Consider the following 17,868-nt stretch of genomic DNA (forward strand, 5'->3'; position numbering starts at 1 on the left):
CACAGGTCTTTGACCTGTGCCCGGAGGTACAGGCAGCTACGGGCGCAAACGTGGAAATGGCGTTCGCTGACCAGGGATATACAGGCAAACAAACCGCTCTGGGGGCTGCTGAGCCCGGCGTGGAACTGGTGGTGGTCAAACGTCCAGAGGCCGCCAAGGGCTTTATCCTGGTACCAAAACGGTGGGTGGTGGAGCGGTCCTTCGCGTGGATGTCACAGTTTCGCCGTTTGGGACGGGACCTGGAACGGCTGTCGTCCACGCTGATCGGATTCCATGTCTTGGCCGCTTGCGTTCTGCTCTGTCACAATCTCAAGCCGCTTTTTGCATAGGGTTCTTGGCAGACTCTAGCACTCGAAGTTTCCATGTCTCAAGAAGGCTGGGGACCAGAAGATCGAGATGCCGGGGCGACTGCTGATGCACCTGCTCAACGAGAAGGCGCAGGCGGCCACAGGATTTAATATCAATGATCTAGGCACCAAATTAGGGGGTGTGCTGTCGTGATGGCCATTGCGCAGCATCGCCCACAATGGTCCCATCAGTGACCTGCACTTTCTGGAACTGGGCAGCACCGATGAGGTGGGAGCCAGCAGCCACCTCTACCTGCTCTGGCACGGCCTGCATCACCACGCCGTACTCTGTCTGGTGGCGCTGCTGTTCACACAATGGCTGCGCCTGTCGCGACTCGACGGACTGTTCGGTGAGACCGTACCAGCCATTCGGCGTGAAATCGCCGGAGATATTCCCCGGCGATCTAGAACACAGCTTCGGTATTGTCCGTGCTGCACAGCCTTATTCATCAGACCCTGAACATCCTCAAAGTACAGCTAGTCACTTCTCCCTACGGAGAATGGTTTTCATACTTTTTGTCCGGCGATCAGGAGCTTGCCCTCTCCTGGCACAGCCCAACTGCTAAATTGATCTATGCGGGCAATGTTACAGTCACCGAACCACGTCGTGCTGAGCGTGCAGCGCGGCGCGGCGTGAGATACAAATACGTTCAGATCGCCGATGAGGCCCACGTCTCAGTGGCCACCGTCTCGCTGGTCATGCGCGGTCTCAAAGGTCCGTCGCAGGCCACCCGGCGGCGAATCTTTGATGTGGCCCAGCGTCTCGGGTATTTTCCAGCCATCCTCACGCCCAAGATGACTGTAATTCTGCGGGCGGACCGTCAGGGGCAAGCCCTCATGGACGCGCTGCGAGACGATCCCTTTTATGCCCAGGTCTTTGCCGGAATTGAGGCCCGCGCAGCCACGTTGCGCCTCCGACTGGGAACCGAGCGTCACCGTGAGGACGTGGAGCCTTACGGCATGATCTACGTGGGACACAACGCCGGGAAACTGCTGGTCGAAGCCGAGTCTGGGGGCGGATTGCATCCCGCTGCGCCCACAGTGGTGGTCAACCAGACCCATCCCCAGCTTGATCATGTGATTACCCAAAATCGCCACGGTGCGGCATTGGCTGTAGCCCACCTGCTGGAACGGGTGTCCGCAGACAGTCATGTGGCCATCGTGACTGGGCCAATCAACTTCGAGAGCTATGAGGTCCGGCTGCACGGCGCACAGGCCGCCCTACAAGCGGCTGGACGCTTGCATCCCGAGCTGGTCTTCGCGCTGGAGAGCCTGGGGGGCTGCCGCCGTGAATACGCCCAGCGGGTTGGGCGGGAGGCGGCCCGCTGGCTGCTCGCCCAGCCACACACCATCGGCGGTGTCTTCGTCTACAACGACATCGCCGCCTCCGCTCTGATGAACGAGCTGCTCGACCGGGGCATGCGGCTCCCCAATCAACTCAAGGTTGTCGGCTTCGAGGACACGCCAGAAGCCGCTGCGGCCCCCGTGCCGCTGACCACAGTACGGGTAGATCACCACAGCATGGGGGCCTGGGCTGTGGATCTGCTGCTGCTGCGGATGATGGAACCCGCACGTCCCACCGCTGGCGTGACGGTGGGGATCGAATTGGTAGAGAGGAGGAGCACGGCGCTGGATTAGCAGCGTTCATCGGCAGGGCGGCCCAACAGCCTGGCAGATGGTTTGGGCGGAGTCACTGGACCCCTACCCCCGGCTGCGCGGATCAATCGCGTCTCTCAACCCGTCCCCAATGTAATTGGTGGACAGCGTGGTCAGCAGAATAAACAGCCCCGGCCAGAACACGGCGGTGGGTTGCTGGAAAATGGCCTCCTGCGCGCCGTTCAGGATATTGCCCCAACTGGCGGTGGGTTCCTGGATGCCCAGCCCCAGGAAGCTCAGAGCGGCCTCGGCGACGATGGCGTGACCCAAGTCCAGCGTGATCTGCACGAAGATGGGCGCAACGGCATTGGGCAGCAGGTGCCTCAATATCACGCGGGCGTCGCTGGCCCCCAGCCCGATGGCCGCCTCGTTAAACTCGGCATTCCGTAGATTCAAGATGGTACCGCGCACGATGCGGGCCATCGAGAGCCAGCCGAACAGCGTCAGCACGAAGATGATCACCGTGACCGAGCGGGCTGGCCCCAGCCACTGGTCCAGCGTGACGCCCAGCCCGATCTTGGGGTTGGAAAACAGCCCCGCCAGCACCAGCAGGAACGGCAGCGTGGGAATCGCCAGGAAGATGTCGATCATGCGCGAGATCACCGAGTCGATGTCCAGGCGGATGGAGCGAATGAAAGTGAAGTAGAAGATCAGGGCGGCTAGGGCCACGCCGATGACCCAGGTAACGGTCACGAAAACGCCGTCGGCGACGCTAGCAAACTGCCCCGTGGCCCGGATCACGAAGGCGATCAAGGCGGCCCACACCAGCCAGCGGATGATGGTCTTGGGCCAGAAGCTGCGGCCCTCGGTGTGCCTGGCCCCGGCCCACTGCGGCGAGAACGGCCCCACGGCGGCCAGCAGCGGCTGCCCACTGTAAAAGCCTGCCAGCAGGCCCAGCCCGGTGCCGATCAGGGCCGACAGGATAGTGACGACAAAGCCGACCAACAGGCTGATGCGCCCGGCATACAGCAGGCGGCTGAAGATGTCGCGGCCCAGGGCGTCGGTGCCCATCAGATGCTCAGAATTGGAGGCGGCGTAGACATTGGTGGCGTCAATCTGCGACGGCGAGTAGGGCGCGATCAGCGGCGCGAACACCGAGAGCAAGATCAGCAGCGCCAGAATGACCAGGCTGACGGTCGCCAGGCGGTGCTTCAGGAAACGCTGCCGGATCAAGGCCCAGCCGGACGCGCGCCTCGGCTCCAGAGCCACCGTTCCAGTGACGGTCATCAGCTAAACCTGATCCGGGGGCTGAGCAGGGCGTAGGCCAGATCGGTCAGCAGGTTGGCCAGCAGCGTGATCAGCGCCAGCAGCAGCAGAATGACCATCGCCGGGTTGTAATCCTTATCCAGAATGCTCTGGTACAGCGCCAGGCCCATGCCGGGGTAATTAAAGACCGTTTCTGTGATAACCGCGCCGTTCACCAGCCCTGGCAGCGACAACCCGATCAGGGTGATCACCGGAATCAGGGCGTTTCGCAGGGCGTGTTTGTAGATCACCCGGCTCTCGCGCAGTCCCTTGGCCCGCGCCGTCCGCACGTAATCCTGATTGATCACGTCCAGCAGCGCGGCCCGCATAAAGCGCGTCCAGGTGGCGATCTGGATCACCGCCAGCGCCACGGTGGGCAGCACCAGATATTTCAGGCGGTCCAGCGCATAAGTCAGCCAGCTCGCCACGGTCACGCTGCGGCCATACGGCTGGCCAGGCGAGACGTAATCGCCTACCTGCACGTCGCTCTTGACCCCGGCGGGCAGGGTGAACACCTTGTCCTCGGCAGCTCCCTTGTCGGCGTCGTAGATCTCCACCGTCACCCGCGTTCCGTCGCTGGCTGGCTCGATCTTGGTCACTGGCCCCGTCGCGTCGAAGGTGGCTTCCGTGCTGACCAGCGGTGAGGCGTTGGCGCTCGACAGACCTCCGGCGGGCAGCACTTTCAGATTGACACTGAACACGATCAGCAGCATCAGCCCAAACCAGAACACCGGCAGCGAAAAGCCCACGAAGGCAAAAAACGTGGTCACGTAATCCAGCACGCTGTACTGCTTGACCGCCGAGAGGATGCCCAGCGGAATGCCGATCAGCAGCGAGAGGGTCAGCGCCCCCGCGCCCAGCAGTAGCGTGTTGCCCATGCGCTGCTGCACCACGAAGGTGGCTGCCGGGATGTACTGCTTACGCGACACCCCGAAGTCGCCCTGCACGGCGTGGCCCAGCCACTTGCCATACTGCACGTACCACGGTTGGTCCAGCCCGTAGGCGCGGCGCAGATTATCGGCTTCCTGCACGGTCATGTTGGGGTTGCTGAGCTTGAGGTCATCCACGAAATTGCCCGGCTGTAACTGGATCAGGGCGAAGACCAGCAGCGAGACCGCCAGCAGAATGGGCACCATTGCCGCGATTCGTTTCAGGGTGTAGTTCAGCATGGGGACCTCGGTGGGTGGGATGCGCGGGTTCAGGCAGGAAGGCGGTGAATCCCCGTGTTGGCAAAGAGAAAGGAGTACCCAGCTTCACGCAGCAACGCTGCCGCCGTGTCGCCCGGTTCGTAGGCCCGGCCAAACAGCCATGCGAAACTGCGGACCGGATGACCGAGATGGGCCTCAAAATCGCGCTGTGAGCCGACGATTTCTGTATGCAAGCTCGCCAGGTTCGCGCCGCTGTCCAGGTAAGCGTGCGTGCGGGTGTGGCTCGCCACCACATGCCGGTCTCGCAACTCCCGAACCTCGTCCCAGCTCATCGCCAGCCGCTCGCCCGGACGCGCCCGCTCTTCCGGGACGATGGAGAGGTGGTGGGCGGCGGCAAAGTCGGCCTGCTCCCCCACCGGAACTGAGACGAAGCCGGACGGCACGAAGAACCAGCCGCGCAGCCCGTATTCCTCAAGCAGTGGCCGGGCCACCTCGAAATTGTTGCGGTAACCGTTGTAAAAGCTCAGGATCAGCCCCGGGCGCTCGTCAGTCCAGCCGCCGGTCTCAAACCATTGTGTCAGCTCGTCCTCGCCGATGGAGACGTAGCGCTGGGCGTACCATTCGAACTGGCGACGGTAGTTGTCTTCCAGAGACTGCGGCGTGTTGTGGAAGTTCACGGCGCGGATGGTCCGGCCCGCCTGCAAGCGTCCGCGCACCCGCTGCCACGTCTGGTCCACGGTTTATTGCCCCGTGTGAGGGCGGTGGACGGGTTCTCCCGGCTCACCGGGCAGGGCGGTAGCAAGCAGCCCCAGCGCGCAGGCGGCAGCGTCAGCTTCCAGCACGAAGCGGGGCCGCAGGTTCAGGTACAACGCGTCGGCCACCGCTGCCAGTAGGGACGCGGCGGGCAGGGGCGCGGGGGGCAGGGCCGTGCCCACCTCCCCAGTCTCGTCTTCGAGGGTCAGCAGCGTGGCGACCCCCTCGACCGAGAAATCCCGCTCGGTGCGGCGCACCCACAGCAGGTCACACAGGTCTGAGAAGCCGTCACCTAATTGCTCGGTCATATGCAGAGCAGCATAGCCGAAACTATGTCAGCAGCTCAGCTTACTTTTTAAAACAAATTTAAAGGCGGCCTCACTGGCTTCAAACCTTCGCTATGCTGCTCTGCAAGCCCCAGTCGTTTCTTTCCCGAGTCAAGGTCGCCTCAAGGCCCACGCATACACTCCGCCCTGGCGGCGTGCGGCATGCTGGAGTGGTCCCCAAACGTCAGATTTCACTGTCCGGCTCAACCGGGCGGTGAGCGAGGAGGAACAATGAAAACAGCCGCGATCCGTTTGACCTGTGTGCTGGCCTGCGGGGTCTTCAGTGCCCAGGCCGGTCCCACCGACAACTCCCTGATCATTGGGGCCAGCCAGGAGCCGTCCGCGCTGGAATACATCGTCAACAGCCAGGCCGTGGCCCGCGAGGTAATGGGCTGGATGTACCGCGACCTGACCTACATCGACCTGGACGGCAAGATTGTGCCGGACATGGCCGCACAACTGCCCACCGAGGCCAATGGCCGGGTCAAGTACACCCGCGACGCCAAGGGGGAACCCACCGCCATGACGGTGCGCTGGACCATCAAGCCTGACATCACCTGGAGCGACAACCGCCCGATCAGCAGCGAGGATTTCCGGTTGTTCTACGAGATTGCCATGGACAAGCGGGTGCCGGTAATCACCCGCGCCAACTTCCCCACCGCCTTCAAGGTGATCGACGCCAAGAACTTCGAGGTCACGTACTCGCCGATCAACATCTTTTATCAGAAGGGCGTGCAGCCCGGCGACTACTCGAACCTGCCGTCGCAGGTCTGGAAACCGATCTGGGAGCGGGTCAAGGCCAGCCTGGAGGGCAAAACCCCCGAGCAGCAGCAGGCCATCATCCTCAAAGACCTGCTGGGCACGCCGATTTCCACCAGCATCGGCGGTCCCCCGGTCGTCAGCGGCCCCTTCCGTTTCGTGCGCTGGACGCCGGGGCAGAGCATGGTGCTCAAACGCAACCCGACATACTGGCAAAAGAACCCCAACGGTATTCAGTCCATCATCTACCGCTTCATCGGCAACACCAACACGCTGCAAACGGCGCTGCTGGCCGGGCAAATCGACGCCACGTCCACCCAGGGGCTGGCGAACTCGCCCGCGACCCTCAAGCTGCTGCGCGACAACGCCAAGAACGTGTTCAACGTGGCGCTGGTGGAAGGCACCGCCTTCGAGAACCTGATCGTCAACAAGTTCGGCAACGTCAAGGCCGTCTCGGACCTGAAACTGGACGATCCCAAGACCCGCCAGGCCCTGCTGTACGCCATCGACCGCAAGAGCATCGCGCAGGACCTGCTGGGCGGCACAGTCACGGTGGTAAACACCTTCGTCAACCCCAACTCCCCAGCCTACTCGCCGGTGATGGCTGACGCCTACGCTTACAACCCCGATAAGGCCAAGCAGCTCCTGGCCTCGCTAGGCTGGAAGGCTGGAAGTGACGGCATCCTGCAACGCAGCGTGGACGGCAAAACGGTCAAGTTCGTGCTGGAGTACGTGACCACGGCGGGGAACGCGGTACGCGAGCGCAACCAACTGTTCATCAAGGACAACCTCCGCAAGGTGGGCATCGACGTGAAAGTGAACAACGCGCCCGCCTCGGTGGTGTTTGGGCAGGACTACTTTCCGCGCACCTCCGAAGGCACCTGGACGGGTGTGTTCGAGGCGGCGGGGGGCAGCGTGCCGCTGCTGGAAGCGGGCAACGAGTTTTATTGCGATGACCCCACCACGCCCGCCAAGAACGACAACGTGCCGAGCAAGGCCAACGGTTACGGCGGCAACAACGTGGGCGGCTGGTGCAATGCGGCCTACGACAAGGCCTGGAGCGCGGCCCGCTCCGAGACCGATCCGGCCAAGCGGCGCGCCCTGTTTGCCACCATGCAGACCCAGTTCACCACCGAGCTGCCGTCCATTCCACTGTACCTACGCCGCGAGCTACTGACCACCCGGCGCGGCCTGGTCAATTATGTGTGGAACGGCAACAGCGGCTACCCGTCCAGGCTGGGCTGGATGACCGGCTGGACGCAAAAAGGCATGAAGCAGATGGTCAAGCAGCCCGAGGTCAAGTAAGCCGTGATCAGGCCAGTCTCCCCAAGTTTTGCCTCAGCTCCCCGCGTGCTGGTGGTCTCCGAGAGTTTTCATGACCTCCCGGCGGCGCGGCGGGTGCTGGAGGAGGCAGGTTGCCAGGTCACCTACATCTGGCCGCCCGTCTCGCTGAGCGAGGTGCCCGCCGAGCAGGTGGCCCAGGCCGACGCCATCGTGATGGGCCGGGTGCTGACCAGCCCCGCCGAGCTTGGCCTGGCGCGGCGGGCGCGGGTGGTGGCCCTGCACACCTCTGGCCACGACAACATCGACATCGCGGCGGCCAGCAATCAGGGGGTGCTGGTTACAAATGTCAGGGGCGTCAATGCCGAGGTCTGCGCCGATTTCGGCATGGGCCTGATCCTGGCAACCTCGCGCCAGATCGTGCTGGGAGATAAATCCATCCGGGAGGGTCACTGGTTTTCCAAGACCATCAGCAGCCCGGACGTGTCGGGGGCCACGCTTGGGGTGATCGGCCTGGGCTTGATCGGCAAGGCGCTGGTCAAGCGGGCGGCAGCCTTTGACATGCGAATTCTGGCATTCACGCGCACTCCTGACCATGACTTCGCGGCCCAGTACGGCGTGGAATACGCGCCGCTGGACACGTTGCTCGAATCGGTGGACGTGGTGTCCCTGACCACTTCGCTGTCGCCCAGCAATGTGGGCATGATCGGGGAGCGTGAGCTGCGCCTGATGAAGCCGTCTGCCGTGCTGGTCAACATCGCGCGGGGCGAATTGATCGACGAGGCTGCGCTGTACCAGGCGCTCAAGGGAGGCTGGATCGCCGGTGCGGGCCTGGACGTGTTCTGCCAGGAACCGCTGACCAGCAGTCCGTTTTTCGAGCTGGACAACGTGGTCCTGACCCCCCACATGGCCGGACTGACCAACGGGGCCAAGACGCGGGCAGCGGTTCGGGCAGCTAAAAATGCGCTGGCAGCGCTGACTGGACAGGTGCCGGACGATGCGGTAAACCCGCAGGCGGCTCAGGTCTGGCAGGAGCGGCAAACGGAGGTGATGCATGGCGGATAAAGTGCTGGGGACACTGACCGAGCGAGAATTCGAGTCCCAGCCAGAGGTCTGGGGGGCGGTTCTGGACCGTCGGGAGAGCAGTCCATTCCAAGATGTAGAGCGTGTAGTGGTCTTCGGCTCCGGCACGTCATATTACCTGGCGCTGCTGCTGGCCGATCTGCTGCGCACGGGCCTGGGCCTGGACGCGGTGGCCCAGCCATCGTGCGAGGTCTGGATACATCCAGAGCGCACGTTGAAGAATCCGCAGACGCTATTCGGCGTCGCCGTCTCTCGCAGCGGCGAGTCCAGCGAGGCGGTGCTGGCGGCCCGAACCCTTAACGATCTGGGGGGCAGGGTACTGGCGATCAGTTGCCACGCCGACAGCACGCTGGTCAAGATGGCCGATCAGGTTCTCCTCGTCCCAGAAGGCGCGGAGGAAGGGCTGGTCATGAGCCGTTCGTTCAGCTCGATGTTGCTGGCCGTGCAGAAGATTGTGATGGGGGAGAGCGGCAGTAATTTGAACGCTCTACCCGCCGCCGCCCGCCGGGTGCTGGACAAGTGCGAGAAGCCGTTGAAACAGCTTGCCCACAAAACTGACTTCCAGCGCTTCGTCTTCCTGGGTAGCGGTGTCAATCTACCGCTGACTCAGGAAGCTGCCCTCAAGATGCAGGAAATGGCGATTGTCACCAGCGAGGCGTACTCCGCGCTGGAATACCGCCACGGCCCCAAGGCGACGGCGGGGCCAGACACCCTGGTCACGCTGTTTGCCTGGGACAGCCACCGCGCCGAGCAGCGCCAGCTTCTCAAGGACCTGCACGGCTACGGCGTGACCACGCTGGTCATCGGGGAAAACCTAGACGACCTGGCGGCGGTTTCCGACGCGCGGGTGGAACTGGATTCGGGGCTGGACGAGACGGGCCGACTGGCCCTGAATCTGCTGCCCGTTCACCGCCTGGCGCTGGAAACAGCCCGGCGACTGGGCCGTGACCCGGACTTGTCCCAGAACCTGACACAGGTGGTGAGACTGGCCTCCACCTGAGTGCTAGAGCTTAACCTCACCATTGTTTCCTCAACGGCGGGCATTGTTTGCGTCGCCTGGCCCTGTCATGTCTTCAAGAGGTGTATATGTCAAGAAAGCTGGTCTTAATCGGAGCTGGAAGTACTGTGTTCACGCAACGTCTGGTGGCCGACCTGATCAAAATGCCCAGACCAGAGGACTGGGAACTGGCGCTGGTGGACATCGACGCCTATACGCTGGAATCGGTAGAACTGCTGGTTAAAAAAATGCTGGCCACCGGCGGCGCGGACATCAAAGTCACGGTCAGCACGGACCGGCGTGACGTACTGCCGGGGGCGGACGTGGTGGTGTCCACCATCGCCGTGGGCGGGCGGCGCGGCTGGGAGACCGACGTGGTGGTGCCGCGCAAGTACGGTATCTACCAGCCGGTGGGCGACACCGTGATGCCCGGCGGGATTTCGCGTGCCATGCGGATGATTCCGGCGATGGTGGCGATGGCCGAGGACGTCAAGGCGCTGTGTCCCCGGGCGCATTTCTTCAACTACGCCAACCCGATGACCGCCAACTGCCGCGCCATCCACAAGGCGACGGGCGTGCCGGTGATCGGCCTGTGCCACGGTCTGGGCTATGTAGAGGGTCAGATTGCCAGTTTCCTGGAAGTACCGCGCCAGGACGTGCGCTCCATCGGCGTGGGCCTCAATCACCTGACCTTTATCACCGATCTGTTTTACCAGGGTCAGAACGCTTGGCCGATGGCGCGCGCCAAACTGGCCGAGCAGCGCCCAGACCTGGAACGCGAACTGGCCGAGAAAACCGAGTTCCCCAATGGCGTGTCGGGCCGCCCTGAACGCTATTCCGATCAACCCTTCGCCTGGAATTTCTTCCTTCAACGCGGCGTCTTTCCCTGCGCGATGGATCGCCACGCCACCGAATTCTTCCCCGAACGCTTTCCGGGCGGCCAGTATTACGGCAAGACGCTGGGCGTGGACGCTTTCCCCATTGACAAGCGCATCGCTTATGGCGACGAACAGTACGTGCAGATGGACGAATTTGCCCGCTCGGACGCGCCGCTGACCACCGAGGATCTGGCGCAGGTGCCAGGGGAACACGAGGACCTGCTGGACATCATCGACTCGCTGTACGGCGACGGACGGCGGGTGTTCTCAGTGAACATGGTCAATGGCGGCGCGGTGCCCAACCTGCCCGACTGGGCGGTGTTGGAGCTGCCAGCCGCCGCCACTGGGCGCGGTTTTATCCCGCTGTCGCTGGGGCCGCTTCGTGAGGATCTGGCCGCCATCATCCGCCGCAAGCTGGACAGCATTGAGATCACCGTGGACGCGGCCCTCAGCGGCGACGAGGGCCTGTTTGTAGAAGCGCTGCTGGCCGACGGAGCCGTGACCGAGCGGAGCATGGCGCGGGACCTGGCGGCGGAACTGATCCAAGCGCACAAAGAGCATCTGCCACAGTTTGCGTAACCGGTCCTCGCCCCTTTCCCCCAATCTGTCCCGTTCCGCCGGAGGAACCATGACTGACACGCTTAAGCAGCCCAAACTGAATGCCCGCAGCGCCATCACTACTGAGGGCGACGAGCGGATGCCCAACCGCGCCATGTTGCGGGCGGTGGGCTTCACCGACGCCGATTTCGGCAAACCCATCGTGGGCGTGGCCAGCGCGGCCAGCGACCTGACGCCGTGCAACGCTGGACTGGCCGCAACCGCGCAGGCCGTGCGCGAGGGCGCGAGCGCCGCCGGGGCCATGCCACGGTTGTTCGGGACCATCACCGTGTCGGATGCCATCAGCATGGGCACCGAGGGGATGAAGTGCAGCCTGATCAGCCGCGAGGTGATCGCTGACAGCATCGAGACCGTGTGCCGGGCGCTCAGCTACGACGGCCTGCTGGCGGTGGGCGGCTGCGACAAGAACATGCCGGGAGCGATGATCGCGATGGCTCGGCTGAATATTCCAGCCATCTTCGTGTACGGCGGCACCATGTCGCCGGGCCGTTTCCAGGGCCGCGACATCAACATCATCACGGCTTTCGAGGCGGTGGGCGAGCTGGGCGCGGGCCGCCTGTCGCGCGAGGATTTCACGGCCATCGAGCGCAGCGCCTGTCCAGGGGCCGGTTCGTGCGGCGGGATGTACACCGCCAATACGATGAGCAGCGCTTTTGAGGCCATGGGCATGATGATGCCCGGCAGCGCTACGGTGGGGGCTGAGGATCCAACTGCCCTGGACTACGCGCGGGCCAGCGGTGAGGCGCTGTACCGCCTGATTGAGCTGGATCTCAAGCCTAGCGACATCATCACGCGTCAGTCGCTAGAGAACGCGGTGACGGTGGTGATGGCGACGGGCGGCTCCACCAACGCGGTGCTGCACTTCCTGGCGATTGCCCACTCCATGCAACTCGAATTCGATCTGGACGACTTCGAGCGCATCCGAGAACGCGTGCCACACCTGGCCGACATGACCCCGTCGGGCAAATATGGAGCCACCGACTTGCACCGGGTGGGCGGCATTCCGCTGATCATGAAGATGCTGCTGAAAGAGGGCCTGATCCACGGCGACTGCCTGACCGTGACCGGAAAAACGGTGGCCGAGAACCTGGCTGACGTGCCGGACGCGCCCGCCGCCGATCAGGATGTGGTGCTGCCCTTTGACCGGCCCGTGTCGCCGGAAGGCCACCTGGTCATCCTGCGCGGCAACCTGGCCCCGGACGGCGCGGTTGCCAAGATCAGCGGCGTCAAGCGCCCCCGTATGAGCGGTCCGGCGCGGCTGTACGACTCCGAGGAAAGCGCCATGAGCGCCATCATGCGCGGCGACATCCAGGCCGGCGACATGGTGATCATCCGCTACGAGGGGCCGCAGGGCGGGCCGGGTATGCGCGAGATGCTGTCGCCCACCGCCGCCATCATCGGACGCGGCCTGGGCGATAGTGTGGGCCTGATCACAGACGGGCGCTTCTCCGGCGCGACGCACGGCATGGTGGTGGGTCACGTCGCCCCGGAAGCCTACGTGGGCGGCCCGCTGGCGCTGCTGCGCGAGGGTGACACCGTGACCATCGACGCAGACGCCCGTTTGCTGGCCGCCGATCTGAGCGACGAGGAGTTCTCTGCCCGCCGCGCCGAGTGGCAGGCCCCGGAGCCGCGTTACCGGCGCGGGGTACTGTCCAAGTACGCCCGCCACGTCTCCAGCGCCTCCCAGGGCGCGGTGACCGACGGGTGAGCGCCGCACGCGTGTCTGCCGATCCCAGCCGCCGCATCGAGCTGGAGGGCGTCGGCCCTGCCGAGAGACCGATTGACCTGGGCCTGGAATTGACCGGCTTCCAGACGCTGGGCTACCGGATGTACCAGTTCCGCGCCGGGCAGGAGATCGACGGCGAGGCCGAGGGCGACGAGGTCTTGATCCTGATTCTGAGCGGTCAGGTGCAGATGCGGGTGGACGAGGGCGAGATCTGGACGCTGGGCGACGGCCCCGCAGCGTTCGACGCCCCGCCCGCCGCCGTCTACCTGCCTCCGAATCACCATTACAGAATCACAACCCTTCAGGACGCGCAGGTGGGCTACGTCCGCTCGCCTGCTCACGGGAAGTACCCGCCGCGTTTGCTTCGGCCAGAAGATAACGGCACAGAAGCCACGGCAGGACAGCACCAGCGCTCTGTCCTGGGGGCGGGGCATTCTGAGCGCCTGAGATGCTCTCAAATCTTGCTGGAAGCCGGAATTGAGCTGAGGCTGGATAGTGCAGGAGAGCGCATCGTTCACTTTCACCTGAGTGGAGACAGCCGCGCCCACTGGGTTCACGATGGAAGCATGCAGACATTGAAGGATGGAGACGCCCTGATGGCCTGCGACGAGGATTTGAATCTAGGAGTTGAGACTGGGCAGGCCGCCGCACTTTCGTTCTGGACACAACCTCTCCAACCGGGCCAGCCATGAGACTCCTGCGTTTCGGCCCGCCCGGCGAGGAAAAGCCTGGCCTGCTGGATGCACAGGGCCAGATTCGTGACCTGAGCGGCGTCATCCCCGATCTGCACCCACAGACGCTCGGACCGGACACGCTGGAGAGAATCCGGCAACTGAACGCCGACGAGTTGCCCGCCGTGGCCCCTGACGTGCGGCTCGGAGCCTGCGTCGGCCAGATGGGCAAATTCGTCTGCGTGGGCCTCAATTATCACAAGCACGCGCAGGAAGCGGGGATGGCCGCGCCCGCAGAGCCGATTCTTTTCCTCAAGGCGAACAGCGCTGTGCAGGGGCCGCACGACGACGTGATCCTGCCGCGCGGCTCGGTCAAGTCCGACTGGGAAGTGGAGCTGGGCGTGGTGCTCGGCACGCGGGCCAGCTACGTTTCCGAGGCTGAGGCACTCTCCCACGTGGCCGGTTACTGCGTGGTCAATGATCTGTCGGAACGCGAATACCAACTGGAGCGCGGCGGCACCTGGGACAAGGGCAAGGGCTGCGACACCTTTGGCCCCATCGGCCCCTGGCTGGTCACCCCGGATGAGGTTCCCGATCCACAGAACCTGCGGCTGTGGCTGGACGTGGACGGCGTGCGCCAGCAGGATGGCAACACATCGGGGATGATCTTCGGCGTGGCCTTCCTGATCTCCTACATCAGCCGCTTCATGACGCTGCACCCCGGCGACGTCATCGCCACCGGCACCCCAGAGGGCGTGGGCATGGGCCACAAGCCGCAGCCGATTTATTTACGAGACGGCCAGACCATGCGCCTGGGCATTGACGGCCTGGGCGAGCAGCGTCAGCGGGTGCGGACCGGGGAGTAAGCAAGCCATTTCATTCAATGGAGACGCGTAAACGATGACTGAAAGTGGAAGGACTGAAAAGGCGCGGCGCGTCCTGGGAACACTGCGCGCCGCGATGTCGCGGTCTCTGAACAGCGAGGGCATCCCGATGCTGCTGGCGCTGGTGGACGAGCGCGGAACGATGCCAGTGGTCACAGACCCGGAGACGCTGGCTCAGGGTGAGCTGCTGGCCGGGCGCGTGCAGGAGGTTCGCGAGACCCTCGCCCCGGACATGCCTGACCGGGATCACGGCGGGGTGGTTCGCGCCCTGATTATGGCTGTGCATGAACTGACCGATCTCAAAGCGCCGGATGTTTTACAGGAGTCCAATGGCTGACCTGGGCTTCACGCGGCACATCGACGCCATTCGCGGCGGCCACTTCCTGCGCGTCGTGAATTACCACAACCCCCCCGCCAGTTCGGCTCAGGTACTGCGCCGCGAACTCCAGCGGCTGAGTGAACACTTTGACAGTGTGAGCCTGCAAGATCTGGACAGTTTCTTCGAAACCGGGCGCTGGCCTGGCACCCGTCCGGTCTTCATGCCTGTCTTCTATGAGGGTTACCGCAACAGCATTGACGTGGCCGCCCCCATCTGTGATGAACTGGGCATCACCGGCTGGTTCCCGGTCTGCACGGGATTTATCGACTGCCCCCCGGCGCAGCAGGAGTTCCACGCCCACGCGCACGACATCGGCCTGGTGGACGAGGAAAATGACCATGGGCGGCTGGCGATGTCCTGGGACGAGGTACAGGCGCTGTCGCGCCGCCATGTGGTGACCCCGCACACCGCCTCACACGTCGGGCTGGCCGATGTCTGGAATGACGAGGACTTCGAGCGCGAGATTTTTGAGCCGAAGCGGAAAATGGACGCGGTGACTGGACAGTTGGCCCCCGCCTTTTCGTGGCTGCGCGGCACCGCCTGCGGGCTGAGTCCCCGGCACGACGCCGCCATTCGCGCAGCGGGTTACCGCTATCACCTGGGCAACACGATGATTCACCGCATCGCCTAGCCTGCTGCATGGGAGACACATGAAATTACGGGCAGCAGTGCTGGGATGCGGCAGTTTTGGTGGGCGGCACGCGAGGGTGCTGGCGGGCCTGCCTGAACACGCCGAACTGGTGGCCTTCTGTGGCCGCGATGAAGTCAAGGCCAAGGCCTTCTCGAACGAATTCACGGGTGGACGGGCGGCGGCCTACACCGATTCCCGCCACATGATGGAAGACGCAAATCTGGATCTGCTGGTGGTCTGCCTGCCGCCTTCAGGCCACGGCGATGAGGTGGCAATTGCCGCCCAGCACGGCGTCCATCTGCTGATGGAAAAACCGATTGCGCTGACCTCTGCTGACGGCTGGAAGATGGTTGAGGCCGCCGAGCGCGCCGGGATCAAGACCCAGGTGGGCTTTATGTCCCGCTTCGGGGCGGTAGTGGAGGCGTTCAAGGCTTTCCAGGAGGGCGGCGAGGCCGGACCAGTCGGGATGTTCGATGCCCAGTATTTCTGCAACTCCCTGCATTCGCCGTGGTGGCGCGAGAAGGAAAAGTCCGGCGGGCAACTGCTCGAACAGGTGATCCACCACGTCGATCTGCTGCGCTACCTGATGGGCGAGCCGCAAACCGTATACGCCCGCATGGCGAATCTGTTTCACCAGGATGTGCCGGGCTACACCATCGAGGACATCAGCGTGGTGGTGGCACGTTTTGCGGGCGGGCCGCTGGGCGTGCTGCGGTCCAGTAACGCGGCCATTCCGGGCCGGTATGACACGGGGTTCAATGTGATTGCCCAGAAGGTGACGGTACAGGCCCAGAACCACAACAGCGGGACGATTCACTTCACCACTGAACAGAAAGAACCGCTGACCATCGCCTCTGAGCAGGACTGTTACGCCGCTCAGATGCTGGACCTGGTCGGGGCCATCCGCGATGACCGCCCTGCCCGCACGCCGATCCGTGAGGGTGCGTTGAGCCTGGATCTGGCGGTAGCAGCGGTGCGCTCTGCCGAAGCGATGACCGAGGTGGCCTTGTGATGGGGGCGGGGCCAGAGTTCGGGAGCGCTGGAGAATCCTGGGTGCTGGGCCTGGACGGCGGCGGCAGCAAGACCGCACTGGCCTACGTAAGCAGCGCGGGGGAAGTGGTGGGGCCGTTTTATGCCCCCGGTACCAACCCCTTTGACCGCCCGGAGTGGGAGGCGGTGCTGCGGGCCTTTCTGAGCGCCCACCCGGCCCCTGGCCCGCTGGTCCGCGCCTCTCTTGGTCTGCCCGGCTACGGCGAGTCTCCGGCATTCAGCGCGCGGCAGGTGGACATATGCGCTGAGCTGTTCTCCGACTGCCCGCACAGCGTCATGAATGACGTGGAGGCCGCCTTTGTTGGGGCTTTCGCGGGTGGGCTGGGCACGCTGCTGCTGGCCGGAACTGGTTCGATGGTCTGGGCCGAGGACTGTTCACCACAAGGCGGCACGCGACAGCTCCGCGTCGGCGGCTGGGGCGAGGGCTTCGGCGACGAGGGCAGCGCGTACTGGATCGGGCGGCGGGCGCTGGGTCTGGCCAGTCAGTCGCTGGACGGCAGGCATCCCGACGCCGATTTTGCCGACTTGTTGCTGACCCCAGTGCTGGGCGAGTTCCCAACTCAAACTGCGCTGCTGACGTGGTATTACGGTCAGACCCACGCCCGCTCCGCCGTCGCCGCGCTGGCCCGTTCGGTCAACGACCTGGCCGATGCGGGGCAGCCCACCGCCCAGATCATCCTGTTAGAAGCTGCCGAACTTCTCGCCCAGCATGTCAGCGCCGCCCGCCGTCAACTCGGCAACCCCGATTTGCCCTGGAGCTACGCGGGCAGCGTGCTGGGCAGCCGCACCGTGCTGGGCGCGCTGACGACGCTGCTGGGCACGCCTCAAGTGCCCGCGCTGCCCCCACTGGGCGGCGCCCTGTTCCACGCCGCCTCCCGCGCCGGATTCACCACCGATACCGACTGGCAGGCACGGGTCCGCGCGCCCCTACTCTCCACCTCAACCCCTCAACCTCTTCTTCAGGAGCAAGCATGAATCCCACCACCCGCAGCATCCAGGAACAATTCCCCCTGTGGAGGCAGGCGGCCCAGACCGATCTGCCCGCCCTGACCCGCGACGACATGCACGTCCTGATCGGCTGCGGCACCTCGTACTACCTGGCCCAGAGCGTGGCCGCCGCGCTGAACGAGGCGGGCTTCCAGGCGCTGGCCGTGCCCGGCGGCGAGTGGCTGCACCGCCCGCAGTCTTACCTTCCGGCAGGAACGCGCCCGCATGTGCTGGCCTTCTCGCGCAGCGGCGAATCCACCGAAACCGTGCAGGCCGCCGTCCGCAGCCGCAAGGATGGCCTGCACGTCACCGCCCTGACCTGTGAGTCGGGCAGCAGCCTGGCAAAGAACGCCGACACGGTGCTGTACGCCCCCACCCATCCCGAGGAAGGCATCGTGATGACGGCCTCGGCCAGCCTGATGCTGCTGCTGGGTCTGCGGCTGGCGGGG

The 17,868-nt window shown here is 64.3% G+C and carries 19 protein-coding genes; 15 read left to right on the forward strand and 4 right to left on the reverse strand.

The window, feature by feature from the left end; translation table 11 throughout:
• The 3 genes from BOO71_RS25775 to BOO71_RS25785 form a co-directional block, all read left to right on the forward strand.
• On the forward strand, positions 1-329 hold a 329-nt coding region (locus BOO71_RS25775; RefSeq protein WP_139323209.1), incomplete at its 5' end, for a transposase.
• 178 nt (positions 330-507) lie between these two features.
• Complete coding sequence (locus BOO71_RS27450) at positions 508-807, forward strand: hypothetical protein (RefSeq protein WP_139323210.1); 300 nt, start codon at positions 508-510, stop codon at positions 805-807.
• A gap of 173 nt (positions 808-980) precedes the next feature.
• Positions 981-1,985, forward strand: a complete 1,005-nt coding sequence (locus BOO71_RS25785; protein WP_075837074.1) for a LacI family DNA-binding transcriptional regulator — start codon at positions 981-983, stop codon at positions 1,983-1,985.
• Positions 1,986-2,048: 63 nt separating this feature from the next.
• On the opposite strand, the gene BOO71_RS25790 is transcribed toward BOO71_RS25785, so the two are convergent.
• From BOO71_RS25790 to BOO71_RS25805, 4 genes are read right to left on the reverse strand one after another with little or no spacing between them, the layout of a single operon-like run.
• A complete protein-coding gene (locus tag BOO71_RS25790) occupies positions 2,049-3,230 on the reverse strand; it encodes an ABC transporter permease (protein WP_075837075.1) in 1,182 nt (393 codons plus the stop codon).
• The gene (locus BOO71_RS25795) at positions 3,230-4,417 is read right to left on the reverse strand and encodes an ABC transporter permease (RefSeq protein WP_075837076.1); all 1,188 of its coding nucleotides are present in this window, start codon (positions 4,415-4,417) and stop codon (positions 3,230-3,232) included. Before BOO71_RS25795 ends, BOO71_RS25790 begins: the two co-directional genes overlap by 1 nt.
• A 29-nt stretch (positions 4,418-4,446) precedes the next feature.
• Positions 4,447-5,133, reverse strand: coding sequence for a polysaccharide deacetylase family protein (locus BOO71_RS25800; RefSeq protein ID WP_075837077.1), 687 nt, complete (start codon positions 5,131-5,133; stop codon positions 4,447-4,449).
• A gap of 3 nt (positions 5,134-5,136) precedes the next feature.
• Positions 5,137-5,457 carry a hypothetical protein gene (locus tag BOO71_RS25805; protein WP_075837078.1) on the reverse strand — a complete coding sequence of 107 codons (321 nt, stop codon included), beginning with the start codon at positions 5,455-5,457 and terminating at the stop codon, positions 5,137-5,139.
• Between the two features lie 249 nt (positions 5,458-5,706).
• Between BOO71_RS25805 and BOO71_RS25810 the strand changes: the two genes are divergently transcribed.
• The 12 genes from BOO71_RS25810 to BOO71_RS25865 all read left to right on the forward strand — a co-directional run.
• Entirely contained in the window at positions 5,707-7,539 is a 1,833-nt protein-coding gene (locus BOO71_RS25810; protein WP_075837079.1) for a peptide ABC transporter substrate-binding protein, read from the forward strand.
• Positions 7,540-7,584: 45 nt separating this feature from the next.
• Complete coding sequence (locus BOO71_RS25815) at positions 7,585-8,580, forward strand: 2-hydroxyacid dehydrogenase (RefSeq protein WP_075837080.1); 996 nt, start codon at positions 7,585-7,587, stop codon at positions 8,578-8,580.
• The gene (locus BOO71_RS25820) at positions 8,570-9,598 is read left to right on the forward strand and encodes an SIS domain-containing protein (RefSeq protein ID WP_075837081.1); all 1,029 of its coding nucleotides are present in this window, start codon (positions 8,570-8,572) and stop codon (positions 9,596-9,598) included. Before BOO71_RS25815 ends, BOO71_RS25820 begins: the two co-directional genes overlap by 11 nt.
• Before the next feature lie 86 nt (positions 9,599-9,684).
• The gene (locus BOO71_RS25825) at positions 9,685-11,052 is read left to right on the forward strand and encodes a family 4 glycosyl hydrolase (protein WP_075837082.1); all 1,368 of its coding nucleotides are present in this window, start codon (positions 9,685-9,687) and stop codon (positions 11,050-11,052) included.
• Between the two features lie 49 nt (positions 11,053-11,101).
• On the forward strand, positions 11,102-12,799 hold the full coding sequence (gene ilvD, locus BOO71_RS25830) for a dihydroxy-acid dehydratase (protein ID WP_075837083.1): 1,698 nt from the start codon (positions 11,102-11,104) through the stop codon (positions 12,797-12,799).
• Positions 12,796-13,509: a 5-deoxy-glucuronate isomerase gene (locus BOO71_RS25835; protein WP_075837084.1), complete on the forward strand. Its 714-nt coding sequence runs from the start codon at positions 12,796-12,798 to the stop codon at positions 13,507-13,509. The genes ilvD and BOO71_RS25835 overlap by 4 nt, the downstream gene beginning before the upstream one ends.
• Positions 13,506-14,354 (forward strand): fumarylacetoacetate hydrolase family protein, encoded by an 849-nt coding sequence (locus BOO71_RS25840; protein WP_075837085.1) that lies wholly within the window; start codon positions 13,506-13,508, stop codon positions 14,352-14,354. The genes BOO71_RS25835 and BOO71_RS25840 overlap by 4 nt, the downstream gene beginning before the upstream one ends.
• Before the next feature lie 34 nt (positions 14,355-14,388).
• Positions 14,389-14,709, forward strand: a complete 321-nt coding sequence (locus BOO71_RS25845; protein ID WP_075837086.1) for a hypothetical protein — start codon at positions 14,389-14,391, stop codon at positions 14,707-14,709.
• Complete coding sequence (locus BOO71_RS25850) at positions 14,702-15,382, forward strand: polysaccharide deacetylase family protein (RefSeq protein WP_075837087.1); 681 nt, start codon at positions 14,702-14,704, stop codon at positions 15,380-15,382. The genes BOO71_RS25845 and BOO71_RS25850 overlap by 8 nt, the downstream gene beginning before the upstream one ends.
• A 19-nt stretch (positions 15,383-15,401) precedes the next feature.
• Positions 15,402-16,394, forward strand: a complete 993-nt coding sequence (locus BOO71_RS25855; RefSeq protein ID WP_075837088.1) for a Gfo/Idh/MocA family protein — start codon at positions 15,402-15,404, stop codon at positions 16,392-16,394.
• A 41-nt stretch (positions 16,395-16,435) separates the two neighbouring features.
• Positions 16,436-17,407 (forward strand): N-acetylglucosamine kinase, encoded by a 972-nt coding sequence (locus tag BOO71_RS25860; protein WP_175607545.1) that lies wholly within the window; start codon positions 16,436-16,438, stop codon positions 17,405-17,407.
• The coding region (locus tag BOO71_RS25865) for an SIS domain-containing protein (RefSeq protein WP_139323214.1) at positions 17,404-17,868 on the forward strand (465 nt) is incomplete at its 3' end. The genes BOO71_RS25860 and BOO71_RS25865, both read left to right, overlap by 4 nt.

This window comes from Deinococcus marmoris (assembly GCF_001949125.1).
Lineage (GTDB): Bacteria > Deinococcota > Deinococci > Deinococcales > Deinococcaceae > Deinococcus > Deinococcus marmoris_A.

Bases quoted from the DNA above. Each gene is read 5' to 3' on its own strand.
- BOO71_RS25790 (WP_075837075.1), bottom strand. From the start codon at position 3,230: ATGACCGTCACTGGAACGGTGGCTCTGGAGCCGAGGCGCGCGTCCGGC.
- BOO71_RS25855 (WP_075837088.1), top strand. From the start codon at position 15,402: ATGAAATTACGGGCAGCAGTGCTGGGATGCGGCAGTTTTGGTGGGCGG.
- BOO71_RS25845 (WP_075837086.1), top strand. From the start codon at position 14,389: ATGACTGAAAGTGGAAGGACTGAAAAGGCGCGGCGCGTCCTGGGAACA.
- ilvD (WP_075837083.1), top strand. From the start codon at position 11,102: ATGACTGACACGCTTAAGCAGCCCAAACTGAATGCCCGCAGCGCCATC.
- BOO71_RS25840 (WP_075837085.1), top strand. From the start codon at position 13,506: ATGAGACTCCTGCGTTTCGGCCCGCCCGGCGAGGAAAAGCCTGGCCTG.
- BOO71_RS25825 (WP_075837082.1), top strand. From the start codon at position 9,685: ATGTCAAGAAAGCTGGTCTTAATCGGAGCTGGAAGTACTGTGTTCACG.
- BOO71_RS25850 (WP_075837087.1), top strand. From the start codon at position 14,702: ATGGCTGACCTGGGCTTCACGCGGCACATCGACGCCATTCGCGGCGGC.
- BOO71_RS25805 (WP_075837078.1), bottom strand. From the start codon at position 5,457: ATGACCGAGCAATTAGGTGACGGCTTCTCAGACCTGTGTGACCTGCTG.
- BOO71_RS25820 (WP_075837081.1), top strand. From the start codon at position 8,570: ATGGCGGATAAAGTGCTGGGGACACTGACCGAGCGAGAATTCGAGTCC.
- BOO71_RS25810 (WP_075837079.1), top strand. From the start codon at position 5,707: ATGAAAACAGCCGCGATCCGTTTGACCTGTGTGCTGGCCTGCGGGGTC.
- BOO71_RS25795 (WP_075837076.1), bottom strand. From the start codon at position 4,417: ATGCTGAACTACACCCTGAAACGAATCGCGGCAATGGTGCCCATTCTG.